The sequence below is a fragment of the Rhizobium sp. CB3171 genome (assembly GCF_029714265.1).
GTDB lineage: Bacteria > Pseudomonadota > Alphaproteobacteria > Rhizobiales > Rhizobiaceae > Rhizobium.
In genome coordinates this window covers 3,222,039-3,233,426 of the sequence record NZ_CP121652.1, presented here as the reverse complement: position 1 = coordinate 3,233,426, position 11,388 = coordinate 3,222,039, and the positions used below count along the sequence as shown (strand labels likewise).

Sequence of the window (11,388 nt, the reverse complement as noted above, 5' to 3'; positions counted from 1 at the left end):
TTACCTCACTTCTGAGCGCCAGAGGCGGGCTGGGTTTCGGTCTTTTCCAGCTTGGCCTGTTCAGCGGGCTCGCCGGCGACCTGCTTTACTTCGCCGGTCGCGTCGTCGATCGTGACGGCGGCGACATTGACTTCCTGGCCGTCCCGGACGCGCTGGCTGCCTTCCACGACCAGACGGTCGCCATCCTGCATGCCTTCGTTCACCAGCCAGCTATTGCCGACGCTGCGTTGCACCTTCAGCACACGCTGCTGCACCTTGTTGTCGGCGGTCACGAACATCGCCGTCGGTTCGCCTTTGGTGTTGCGGAAGACGGCACGCTGCGGCAGGAGATAGCTGTTTTCGGCGATAGCTTCCTCGATGCTTGCGCGAACATACATGCCGGGCAGCAACACGCGTTCCGGATTGGGGAAGACAGCGCGTACGGTGATCGTTCCGACGGTCTCGGCGACAGAGGCCTCCGAAAATTGGAGTTTGCCGGTCTGCTTGTAGTCGGAACCGTCTTCCAGCGTCAGGTGGACGGAGACGTTGTCGCCACTCGTCTTCAATCGGCCTTCCGCAATGGCGCGGCGGAACTCAAGCAGGTTTGTGCTCGACTGCGTGACGTCGACATTGATCGGGTCGAGTTGGCGGATGGTGGTCAGCGCCGTCGTCTGGTCGGCGGTGACGAGCGCGCCGACGGTGACTGTCGAGGCATCGACGCGGCCGCCGATCGGTGCGCGCAACTTGGTGTAGTCGAGATTGATGCGTGCGGTCTCGAGCGCGGCCTTGGCGGAGGCGACATCGGCCTGCGCCTGGACAAGGGTCGCCTGCGCAGTGTCGTAGTCCTGCTGGCTGACAGCGTTCTGGGCGCTCAATCCCTTGTAACGATCCATCTTGGCCTGTGCGCTCGGTATGGCGCCTTCTGCCTTCTGCAGAGCGGCGGCGGCGCTGTCATAGGCGGCCTGATAGGTGGCAGGGTCGATTTCGTAGAGCACGTCGCCCGCCTTGACCTCGCTGCCTTCCTTGAAATTACGGCTGCGGATGATGCCGCCGACCTGCGGCCTCACTTCGGCGATCAGGTAGGCGCTGGTGCGGCCGGGCAGCTCCGCGGTGATCGCAACCGATTGCGGATGCAGCGTCATGGCGCTGACTTCGGTCTTGACGGCCGGTGCATTGTTTTGCGCGGCCTTCTGCTCGTTGCAGCCCGCCAGCAGCAACGTGGCGGCGATCCCTGCGGCAACCAATGAGATCCGTGTGGCTGGGAGGCGTTTGGATGCCGCCGGACGTACGAATACAGGGGTAGAAGAGGCGCGCTTTTCCACGTTGCTATTTCCCATTGCCTTATTTACAGTACCAATTAGTACAGAAAATATTTGTACCGCTATAAATGTCAATGTCATTTGGCTTTTTTTGAGGTTGGGAATGGAAGCACGGACGGGGGCAAGAGCTAGGGAAGCAGAGCAAACTGCCGCTCGCCGCCCGCGCGGCCGTCCGAAGACCGCGAGTGACGACGCAAAGCGGGCGGAGATCGTCACGGAAGCCCGCGCGACGTTTCATGAGCTTGGCTACGGCGGCACGACTATGGATCTCGTCGCGGCGCGGTGCAGGATTTCCAAGCAGACCCTCTACCGCTTGTTTTCGAGCAAGACCGAGCTTTTCATGGCGATCATCGCCGAGCATCGTGCCTCGATGCTGGCCCTGCCGCGCGACCCTAAGGAAGATCTGCCGCTCGACAAAGCGCTAGAACAGATTTTCATGATCGACATCGATGAAGTGGCGGAGCGGGACCGCGAGGCCTTCATTCACTTTGCCGTGAACGAAGCGCAGCGGTTTCCCGAAATGGCGTCGCTGCTGCGCACCTACGGTGCCGAACAGTCGCGGCAGATGCTGGCCGATTGGCTCCGCCTGCAGCAGAAACGCGGCCTGATCGAGATTGCCGATGCCGCAAGCGGCGCGCGCATGCTGATGAACATGATCTTTGGCGCGATGATTTCGCATCCCGGCAAGCTGAACGACTGGCCAGACCGCGAAACCCGGCTGCGGCATCTGCGTCATTGTATAGCAATCTTCCTGGCGGGTGTGCAGCGGGGAAGGCTGCACGGGCACAGAGCGCGCGATGTGTGAGGATGGTGGAGATAACGAGCGGATTTCGGATAGCGTTTTTCCTTGTCATCGTCCGACTCTGTGATAGATTTTCGCCGTCCTAAGCAGGGCATAGTGAATATTAGAAATTCGTCTTATAAATCAGGAGATTCGCATGTCTAAGATGATGATTTTAGGCCTCAAGGGCGAGACTGGGCTTTGGCTTGTTGATTTTGAGGCGGGTGTGGTCACCGCGCTCGATGGAAAACGAGAAGATTATATTACTTCTGCCGACGGCGTAGCAGCGGAGTCGGATACGGCCGACGTCGCTGTAGCTTTCGAGCCGAAAGAAGCGGCATTCTCGGGCGTGTTCTTTAAAGCAGCAGAAACAGATGTTGCCGCGGCTTTCGAAGCTAAAGAGACTGCTTTTTCGAGCCACTTTTTTAATACCACATCCGCAGCGGACGTGGCTGTGGCTTTTGAGCCGAAAGAAGCAGCATTCTCGGGTCGGCTGTTTAATACAGCGGCCTGATGGGTCTTATAGCACTAGCCCTCTGCGATGACGGAGGTTGCTGTCATCGGGCGGCTATTCTGCAGCAAAGGGCTATTGTTATGCTGGCGCGTTCGGCGCTTCGCCGAAGATAAGGTGTTTTGATGTGTCGCTGACATCTTATTCGGATCGTATTTGCTCGCCGGATGAGACTCTGGTGAGGATAACACCGTCACTCTCGAAGCATGGCATAACGCGACTTGCTCGGCTTACGGAACTCGATAGGATAGGTATTCCGGTTTGGAATGCTGTTACTCCAAATTCGCGGTCAATCGTCATCAATCAAGGCAAAGGTATCCTCGATATCGATGCGAAGGTGTCGGCGGCTATGGAGGCGTTGGAGCGCGCCGTTGCCGGCAATCCGCAACTTGAGAAAAGGCGGGCTAGCCTTCGGCAATTACATGGTGAGGACGCCGTTGCAAACCCGCTCGCTTGCCTGATTTCTGCCAAGCATAACGACATCCAAATCGATGAACTGATCGATTGGACTGTCGGGTACGACATTATCTCCGAGCGCAACGTATGGGTTCCGCATGACGCTCTTTTGCTCGACGATACCAAGCCAAGCAGATTTTGGTTGTCCTCAGATGGGCTGGCATCAGGCAATACCTTGTTGGAGGCAACATTTCACGGCTTGCTTGAGCGAATTGAGCGTGACGCGGAAACTATTTGGCAATTTGGTTCGGAGCAAGAGAAGGCGCTAGCTTGCATTGATGTCCAAACGCTGAATGACGCGGTCTTAGATAGATTAGTGCAGCAAATTCGCGTCGCGGGATTTCAGCTCCAACTGTTCGAGATGACGAGCGATATCGGTGTTCCATGCTTCACCGCCTACATTGCGCCACAAGCGCCGAGTGACGGTGAACTGCGCTATATTGAAATGACGACCGGTCATGGAGCGCATCCAGTAGCAATACGCGCAGCGATCAGAGCGGTCACCGAAGCCGCTCAGTCACGGCTAACTTACATAAGCGGCGCCAGAGATGATATTCATCCAACCTCTTTCTCAAGGCCGCTCCCTGTTCATCTCCGGCGTTTACTGGAACTGCAGCCGCAAGCACGTTTCTCGCAAATCGATTTGACGACCGGCGCGCCTCTCGGCGAAATGCTAAAGATAGTGATCCAGAGGCTTAAAGTCGCGGGAATCAAGTCCGTTATTGTGGTGCCACTCAATCCAGGAGAGGAGAATTTTAGCGTGGCTAAGGTCCTAGTTCCAGAATTGGAAAATCCGGATGGCAATAGAAAGCGGCGACTTGGCCCTCGTGCTTTGAAACGGATTCTGAAATCCAAATGAAAGTCATATTTGGAGGTCCGACGTTATACGGCGCGGCATCGCCACCGAATCCCGACTATCAACTATGGCCGCCAGCCAAACACGGGGATTTTTATAGAGCCATAAAGGAGGGGGCCAATGTCATAGGCCTCATCGACGGGATCTACGAATATGTCCCTGCGATCTGGCATAAGGAAATCTTATTCGGGCTTTCTGAAGGAGTGCAGATATTCGGCGCTGCAAGCATGGGCGCGCTCAGAGCGGCAGAATGCGCGGCATTTGGCATGGTCGGTATCGGCACGATCTATGAGAGTTTTTCGAAGGGGGAGCTAGAAGACGACGCAGATGTCGCCCAATCTCACGGGCCATCGGAGCTTGGCTATCTTCCTCTCAGTGAGCCGCTCGTGAATGTACGTGCAACGCTTTCTCATTGTTTGCGGATGTCACTAGTTACCAAGGCTGAACACGATCATCTGCTATCGACGGCAAAATCCATATTTTTCAAAGATCGTACTTACAGGAAAATTGTGTCGTCCTGCACCTTAGATAGCAGTCGGGCCGCCGAACTGATCGCGATTTTGCGCGACAATAACATCAATCAGAAGCTTCAAGATGCCGAGTTGCTTGTGCAAACGGTGACACAAGCATCAGACGAACGCATCACGAAAAAAACTGACTGGACGTTTGAAAAGACCAATTTCTGGAAAGCTCTTTTTCGTACGGAGTGATGCGGGACTGAGGCGACTTTCTAGAGGCACAATGCCAACCTCAACGTCAATGGCAATTTCAAGTTAAAAAAGCGATGCCGGCATGGCTCCGAAGAACCACACCGGCATCTTTCTCCGGCCCCCCGCCAGAAAACCTAAAAACTGCGCTTAGTGTGCGACAGCCCTATTCACTTTGTCTACGCCTTCTTCGAAGAGCGGCATCTGCAGGCCATTTGCGTACATTTCCTGCAAGACGGCTCCGAGCGCGAGATCGAGGCACCAGACCGGGAATTCGGCGTTCATGCTCTTGGCGCTTTGACGCGCATAGGTGATCAACCGTGCGATCGACGCCAATTCTTTCAGTGAATCCGAATCGTGATGTGCCATTTCGATAGGAAGTATTGCTGTCATGTCATGCCCCTTTGCCCCCGTTCCTGGCGAACTAGATACTCATCGCCAGGAACATGAGCAGACATTAACTCAAGTCGGACACCTTGGCGCGTGACATACAGCGTGACACGAGCGGGGATTGCGAGCTGCTTTTTACGGCGCAATTTCAAGGCGGTGGAAGGCGAACCGCCACAAACTATTGGCCTGGAACGTCCAGTCGTGCGGTGGTTGTTGCCGTTCGTCCGGGCAATCGGCAAGGATGCGGAGCAGGTCCAGGGCATCCGCTCGCTTCTGGTTGACCGCATTGGCGCGCAGCAGGCGAGCGATTTCGCTGCGCCGCGAGGGGTCCGGCAGGTCGGCCGTTTCCGCGAGGGAGCGATAGGTCAGCGATTTGAAGAAGATCGATTCCGCGCATGTTCGCAGGACGTCTCGCTCCATCTCGCTGATCGCGCCGGTCTCCGCCAGCGCCTGCAAGGTTGCCTGCACGTTGACGAGCGGTTCGCTGAGGGGCAGATGGCCAAGTTCCTGCGGCGCATGGATTTGCGCTACCGCCGAATCGTCCGCCAGCGCACCGGAGGCATATGCCTCGAAGATGCGGCCGATGCCGATCATGCCGAAAGCGGCGCATTCGGCGGCGCGCAGCGCGCCCATGCTGGCGGCGCCATAGACGCGGGCGCCTTTCGATAGGGCAAAGAGGATTTCCTTATGCCAGACGGGCGCGACATTTTCGAAAAGTCCGTCGATCAGGCCGATGACGTTCGCGCCATTCTCGAGGGCTTCGACGATATCGCCTTGCTTTACCGGCGGACGGAGAGCGATGCCGGGATCGGCGATCTCGGCGGCATCGGGAAGCGTTGGGCCGACGAACAGGATCTTCATAGCAGTTGCAACGTTTTCGAGATGGCGCGATAGCCGAAGCGGCGCTTGCGATCCCCAGCCGGATTTTCCAGTTGCGGCACCACGAGTTTGGCGACGGCAAAAGGAAGCGAGGCGTCGCCAAGGGAAAGCGCGATGGCGGAATTGATGCCCGCCTGGCGCAAACGGTCGATGGTCAGTTGCAGCAGGGCTTCGGCGCCATGCGGCAGGGCTTCATTTTGTCTTGCTGCTGGCTTCGGCACCGCCTCGAAACAACGGCGGATGCTTTGCGGCAGCTCCCGGGTAAAATCCTCCGGATGAATGTCATCCCGGGCGCCGCTGATGAAGGTGAGGCGCGATTGCGCCGCCTCTGTAACAGCGCGGATCGCCGCCCGCACCAACGATGGATGCGCGCCGCAGCCCATTGTCACGTCGATATAGCGGACATGCTTTGCACGGATTATTTCCGCTGGGCCGAGAAAGGCGGCGAAGGCCGGTATTTTCACATCGCTCGTCATGTCGAACAGTTTGAGCGAGAGATCGGCGCTCGCAATCTTTCGGAGCAATTCGTTCAACACCGGATCTGCCAGCAAAGCGGGATCGACGCAGGTATTCACGCGCAGGGCCGGCTCGGAAACATCCCACAGTTCCTTGGCGTCCCGCTCGATGCGTTCAAGCAGGCCGTGCAGGATGGCCTCGGTCAACACATTGCCGGAGGCGAGGCCGTCGGAGGATTGCCAGAACCGCGTGTTGCGAGGGGTTCGGTCGAGCGTGACGGCACCGAAGGGAACCCAGACGTTTTGATCTGCGATGAGATCGTAACCCTCAGCCCAGGCGATTTCTTCATCATCGGCAATGTCGGCTTGGCCGTGGGCGATGAGAGACGAGAGCAGATCGGCATGCTGTCCTTTGGCCAGAAGCTCCCGCCGGTTCGCGGAGATTGTCTTGACCGAAGGGGAACCCGCGATCGTTCGTTCCAGCGCCTCCATGGCGGCGGAAACCTTGGCGTCGAGATCGGTGATACCCTTGCCGTTGTTGATGACGATCGACTTGGCATTCGGGCTGACGGCTTGCCAGACCGGAATGCCGATTCGATCAAGCCCCGTCAGCCGGCCAAGGCGGGTGATGCCGTGGCCGGTGAGACAGGGCTCGATACGCCGGAACGTCTCCTCTGCCGTGCAGACGCGATCCGAATACAGGGAGGCGGTTGCAACATCGCACTCGCCGGAATTCCGCGCCAGGAATGCAGCAAGAGACAGGGCCGGGCCTGCCGTCATGATATCAGCCGTCGAGCACGCCGCTTGCGGCCTTCGCGGCGGCGCCAACAGCAATGGCTAGATTGACACCCTTGACGATGGTCGCCCCCCCTTGGCGCAACTGATCGGCCGCATGGAGCGGGCTTTGCGCCTGCGGCGCTAGTGGGGTGACGGTGCCGGCCTGGGTGTCGGCGAGGTAAAGCTGCGGATCGCCCGGGATGCCGATTACGACGTGTGCCATCTCTAAATCTCCAATTTGATCGATAGTTAAGAACGAGCTGAGGAAAAGTGTGAATTGGTTCTTATCGGCGCCTAACTAAAGCCTGCGCGTTTTAGCCCCTCCCTATAATGTTCCTTTTGCCATTGCTCGCGCATAGGCACGACGGAAAGCCACTTGTCGACCTCGAAATCTGGATAGGTCTCCTTGGCCTTGCGCACAAGGCGTTTCGCCTTCCGTATGTCGCCAGCCATGGCGGCCACTGCCGCGGCAAGCCGCGCCGCCGGCGCAGGATCGACCATGCGGTCGATATAAGTTCCAGCCTGCTCATACTGTTCCAGACAGTAGCTGGCTCCGGCTGCTGTCCAGTAATAAAAGTCCGGACTCATCGGATTCAGCTTGATGGCACGCTCCATCTTCTCCAGGGCCTTGCCCGGCTGTGAAGCGTGAACCAGCGCGTCCGCATAATCCGTGATGATGTCGGCATGATGCGGGCTGATGGTTTCGGCGAGTTCAAAGGAGCTGAGGCTTTCGTCGAAGTCGCCCTGGAAGAGTTTTGCAGCCGCAAATTCGCGGTAGCCATTGGCAAGGTCCTGGCCCGTAGCGATCGCCTTGCCGGCCTCTTCCTCAATGCGCTTCAGCAGGTCCGTATCGCCACGCGCCGTCAAGAACCACTCAAGATGATAGGTGCGAGCCATGCCGCTCAATGCCGGCGAAAAATAGGGGTTTTCCTTCAGTGCCGCTTGGAATGCCTTGCGAGCTCGACGAATGTCTGGCAGGCCGAGATTTTTCAGATGACGCTGCCCCAGCAGATATTGGTGATAGACCTCCGGATTGCGTTCGAAGTAGTCGCGGGAAAACTCGTTGCGCTCGACGTAGCTGGCGACAAACGCCACGATGCGTTGTGCTATCTCGCGATGCTGGCGCGGCAGATCCTGGGCTTCCATGCTGAAGCGCTCCGCCCAGATGACTTCGTCATTGCCGGCGAAAACTAGCTGCGCAAAAAGCCAATAGACGCTGCCGTCGAAGCTGAGCCTGGTATCCAGCACGTAATTGATGGCGTATTTTTCCAGCATTGCAGGGCGATCAAAGTGAAGCGCAATCTTTTCCGCCGTGTAATGTGCCACCATCGTCACGGTCTTCAATACGCAAAGGCCGACGGTGATATCTTCCAACAGCGCCGACGAGAGAAAAACGGCGGGCTGATGGTTTTGGACGGTGTTCACAGGCGGCAGCAGTGCGAGCTTGGGAGGGCCGCGAGGCACCGGCGGAATGATTTCCAATCGTGGCCCAGGTACCTCTCGAAGCTGAGGCACGACGCTGCGCTGGCGTTCGAACAACCGTCGCGCAACGCTGAGCGTCTGCTGGTCGGGGTCGACCGGCAATTCGCCCCAGCGGTATTTTCTGCGGCTCTCAAAAATGTGGCGAGCGCTTTCGAGCTGGGGTTCGCCGGCATAGGTTTCTCCCAGTATCTGGTAGACAGTCTCATCTTCCGGATGAGCCTCGAACAGCCGAAGCGCCGCCTCCTTGATGATGGTGGGGTCCGCGTCTTTGCTCATCGCCGCAATGGCATCGCCAAGTGCCGTCAATAGCTGAGCCTTGATGCGATCCCGCTGTGCGTGCAGCCACATGCGGGCCTGGCCACCGATGACTTCGGTGCGGGCGAGAAAGTCCCAACGGCCGAGTTGCAACAATTCTTCCAGCGCGGTGTGGGGATTGGTTTGCGAAACCGCGTTCAGCAGCGTGAGATCACTGGTGAAGGCTTGGATATTCACGCTGACGGTCGCCTGCTCGATCAGCAGCAGCGTGATTCCGAGTTCGTCCTGCCGGTTTTTGATACGTGACAGAGTCTGCCGTAGATTGGCGAGCGCCTTATCCAGGGGAACATCGCCCCAAAGAAACTCCGCAAGCTCCGCACGGGTCTTTTGCGGCGAGGGGCTCGTCAGCAGAAAGCAGAGCGACAGCAGACCCTTTTCGGGAAAAGGCACTGTCGCGCCTGTTCCGTCCACGAGACGTAGGTCTCCGAATGTCAGCAGTCTGAAATCCATACGCCCCCACTGCATCTAGCAGCGTCCCGATATCGCAATCATGGCTTTCGGCATCGCTTGCGATCACGTCATGTGATCACAGGTATCTTTTTGAGAATTCACACTACGACGACTGCTATCCTATCGCAATCGCTAGAACATCTTTGTTTTCGGTTAAATAGCTAGAAGCGGACAAGGTGCCCTGGATTCAAAAAGCCGGAGCCACTCGTCTGCGCTTGAATGAACGCGCCGCACTCAAGCATTTTCTGCGATGGCGGGTTCCGCGATCGTCGATGGGGGGACAATCTAGCATTCGATCAAGATCCGCGCCTCACCCATTTTTCGGGCGAGGCATGGAGATCAGTTTCTGAGGCCGAAAGGAACTTCGGCTGCAGGCGGCGCATGTACGACGGCGGGCTCGGAGGCGTTGGCCAGCGATTTGATGAGCATCAGCACGGATTGGCGGACACTGGGATCGTTGATCTTCATGAAGGCCTTGTTGAGGCTGAGACCTTCCTTGGACGTCAGAAAATCGGACAGGTCTTCAAGGCCACTGATCGCCCCTAACCCTTCCGTCGTCAACGGCTGTGAGTTGTCCTGCTGGAAGAAGAAAGCGACAGGGACAGCCAGAACCCCTGCGATCGCCTGCAACCGGCTGGCGCCGATGCGGTTGGTGCCTTTTTCGTACTTTTGCACCTGCTGAAAGGTAACGCCGATCTGTTCGGCGAGCCGTTCCTGGCTCATGCCGAGCATTAGCCGGCGCATGCGCACGCGTGAGCCGACATAGGCGTCAATCGGATTTGGTACTTTTGCACTCACTGCGCAATCTCCTCATTCGAACGGGGGAACCCCAGCGGGCGCCACCTTACAGATGCCCGGGGAGGAGGCAAGGAACACGTCCCCAATCTGCCCGTTCAGTGTGTATTAAATGTTGGTAAATTTCAACCAAAAGTCCTGACGACAGAGATTTTCCCCCGAACGTCAAGGAGATAATCGGCTGAAAAGAACCTTCGCGTCAATGTGGACTAAAGTCTGAGGACGATCTGCAATTGTATAAGGGACACATCGGATTGTCTTTGGTCGGTACGCGGGCGGGAGCTGCGTAGTGGCCGGTTCCGCACCGTTCGTCGCCGGCTACATAGCGGTCATAGAGCACCACATTGCCGCTCTTCGAGGGGTGGCGAAGCAGCACCACGCGCTCCCGCAAAATTACCTGCTGCACCGATGCGCGGGTTTGCTTGAGTGAATCATAGCGCGAGATCGCCAATGCCGGATCGGCAGTCGCCAATAAAAGCAAAGTTGCGGCCACGATGTTCATGGATGTTCCCTCGATGAACATAGCTGGTCTCAGATGGGCCACCCAGAAATCTTCAGGATCTGGGCTCGAGATTTTACGGGTGCAAGAGCCGGCGGCCCAGCAGGCGCCGATCTTTCATCGGCGATCCCAGGAGCAGTCTGCTGCTCACGGCGTTTACTACATTAATTTTTTCTTAAATAACGTAAGGTTAGTCTTTTCAACTATGTGATTATGGGAATTGGTCATTCTCGGGAGGAGCGGAGTGGGGCCGGAAGCAAAAATTTTTTGCTATAACGCTCATTTTTTTCGAGGGAAGCTTGGTTATATTTCTTATTATAAAATCAACGAACTAGCGTATTGCGCGACACGAAACTCTAACACTGGTTGAGTGAGAGAACCAAAATTGGTCGAAATCGCGTCTTGACCCTGTTATATTAGGTGGTCTTAATGCCCTTCGTCCGGTCGTGCCCGCGCCCGGACAAGTTGCTGGAGTATTAGGCCCGCTGCACCAAGAACAGCGGGTCCTTTTTTCACTTCCATTTTTTTGTTTTTTTGCGGGGCCCGCCATGCTGATGCAGCAGGGGGGTCAGCGAGCCCCGGCCGTCCAAGCACGGCGGCACGACGATCAACCAGAACTCCGCTGCCGTCCACAAACCGCTGCTTTAATTGCTGCTGATGCAACTCGCACAAGCATTGCAAAGCGTGGGTACTCGCAAATATTTGCATTGGGAACACCGGCACTTCCCAACTTCAAA

General features: G+C 57.1%; 12 protein-coding genes. 4 read left to right on the top strand and 8 right to left on the bottom strand.

Annotated elements, in window-relative coordinates; genetic code table 11:
• Positions 1–5: 5 nt before the first annotated feature.
• Complete coding sequence (locus QA648_RS15795) at positions 6–1,316, bottom strand: efflux RND transporter periplasmic adaptor subunit (protein WP_283047948.1); 1,311 nt, start codon at positions 1,314–1,316, stop codon at positions 6–8.
• Between the two features lie 85 nt (positions 1,317–1,401).
• Here QA648_RS15795 and QA648_RS15790 point away from each other — a divergent pair, with 85 nt between their 5' ends.
• The 4 genes from QA648_RS15790 (at position 1,402) to QA648_RS15775 (ending at position 4,612) form a co-directional block, all read left to right on the top strand.
• Positions 1,402–2,103, top strand: coding sequence for a TetR/AcrR family transcriptional regulator (locus QA648_RS15790; RefSeq protein WP_283047946.1), 702 nt, complete (start codon positions 1,402–1,404; stop codon positions 2,101–2,103).
• Positions 2,104–2,236: 133 nt separating this feature from the next.
• Entirely contained in the window at positions 2,237–2,593 is a 357-nt protein-coding gene (locus tag QA648_RS15785; protein WP_283047944.1) for a hypothetical protein, read from the top strand.
• Between the two features lie 109 nt (positions 2,594–2,702).
• Positions 2,703–3,905: a YcaO-like family protein gene (locus tag QA648_RS15780; RefSeq protein ID WP_283051365.1), complete on the top strand. Its 1,203-nt coding sequence runs from the start codon at positions 2,703–2,705 to the stop codon at positions 3,903–3,905.
• A complete protein-coding gene (locus QA648_RS15775; RefSeq protein WP_283047942.1) occupies positions 3,902–4,612 on the top strand; it encodes a TfuA-like protein in 711 nt (236 codons plus the stop codon). Before QA648_RS15780 ends, QA648_RS15775 begins: the two co-directional genes overlap by 4 nt.
• Before the next feature lie 147 nt (positions 4,613–4,759).
• Here the strand turns inward: QA648_RS15775 and QA648_RS15770 are convergent, their stop codons facing one another.
• The 7 genes from QA648_RS15770 to QA648_RS15740 form a co-directional block, all read right to left on the bottom strand.
• A complete protein-coding gene (locus tag QA648_RS15770) occupies positions 4,760–5,002 on the bottom strand; it encodes a hypothetical protein (protein WP_104824725.1) in 243 nt (80 codons plus the stop codon).
• Between the two features lie 132 nt (positions 5,003–5,134).
• The gene (locus QA648_RS15765) at positions 5,135–5,860 is read right to left on the bottom strand and encodes a TfuA-like protein (RefSeq protein WP_283047939.1); all 726 of its coding nucleotides are present in this window, start codon (positions 5,858–5,860) and stop codon (positions 5,135–5,137) included.
• Positions 5,857–7,113, bottom strand: a complete 1,257-nt coding sequence (locus tag QA648_RS15760) for a YcaO-like family protein (protein WP_283047938.1) — start codon at positions 7,111–7,113, stop codon at positions 5,857–5,859. Before QA648_RS15760 ends, QA648_RS15765 begins: the two co-directional genes overlap by 4 nt.
• Before the next feature lie 4 nt (positions 7,114–7,117).
• Positions 7,118–7,333: a hypothetical protein gene (locus QA648_RS15755; protein WP_283047937.1), complete on the bottom strand. Its 216-nt coding sequence runs from the start codon at positions 7,331–7,333 to the stop codon at positions 7,118–7,120.
• 71 nt (positions 7,334–7,404) lie between these two features.
• The gene (locus QA648_RS15750) at positions 7,405–9,372 is read right to left on the bottom strand and encodes a DNA-binding protein (RefSeq protein ID WP_283047936.1); all 1,968 of its coding nucleotides are present in this window, start codon (positions 9,370–9,372) and stop codon (positions 7,405–7,407) included.
• Positions 9,373–9,696: 324 nt separating this feature from the next.
• Positions 9,697–10,155 carry a helix-turn-helix transcriptional regulator gene (locus QA648_RS15745; RefSeq protein WP_104824720.1) on the bottom strand — a complete coding sequence of 153 codons (459 nt, stop codon included), beginning with the start codon at positions 10,153–10,155 and terminating at the stop codon, positions 9,697–9,699.
• Between the two features lie 196 nt (positions 10,156–10,351).
• A complete protein-coding gene (locus tag QA648_RS15740; RefSeq protein ID WP_283047934.1) occupies positions 10,352–10,654 on the bottom strand; it encodes a hypothetical protein in 303 nt (100 codons plus the stop codon).
• Positions 10,655–11,388: the final 734 nt, after the last annotated feature.

What these genes read in the sequence shown, in the direction of transcription:
- QA648_RS15795 (WP_283047948.1), bottom strand. Translation starts at nt 1,316, where the DNA reads ATGGGAAATAGCAACGTGGAAAAGCGCGCCTCTTCTACCCCTGTATTC.
- QA648_RS15790 (WP_283047946.1), top strand. Translation starts at nt 1,402, where the DNA reads ATGGAAGCACGGACGGGGGCAAGAGCTAGGGAAGCAGAGCAAACTGCC.
- QA648_RS15785 (WP_283047944.1), top strand. Translation starts at nt 2,237, where the DNA reads ATGTCTAAGATGATGATTTTAGGCCTCAAGGGCGAGACTGGGCTTTGG.
- QA648_RS15775 (WP_283047942.1), top strand. Translation starts at nt 3,902, where the DNA reads ATGAAAGTCATATTTGGAGGTCCGACGTTATACGGCGCGGCATCGCCA.
- QA648_RS15770 (WP_104824725.1), bottom strand. Translation starts at nt 5,002, where the DNA reads ATGACAGCAATACTTCCTATCGAAATGGCACATCACGATTCGGATTCA.
- QA648_RS15765 (WP_283047939.1), bottom strand. Translation starts at nt 5,860, where the DNA reads ATGAAGATCCTGTTCGTCGGCCCAACGCTTCCCGATGCCGCCGAGATC.
- QA648_RS15760 (WP_283047938.1), bottom strand. Translation starts at nt 7,113, where the DNA reads ATGACGGCAGGCCCGGCCCTGTCTCTTGCTGCATTCCTGGCGCGGAAT.
- QA648_RS15755 (WP_283047937.1), bottom strand. Translation starts at nt 7,333, where the DNA reads ATGGCACACGTCGTAATCGGCATCCCGGGCGATCCGCAGCTTTACCTC.
- QA648_RS15750 (WP_283047936.1), bottom strand. Translation starts at nt 9,372, where the DNA reads ATGCAGTGGGGGCGTATGGATTTCAGACTGCTGACATTCGGAGACCTA.
- QA648_RS15740 (WP_283047934.1), bottom strand. Translation starts at nt 10,654, where the DNA reads ATGAACATCGTGGCCGCAACTTTGCTTTTATTGGCGACTGCCGATCCG.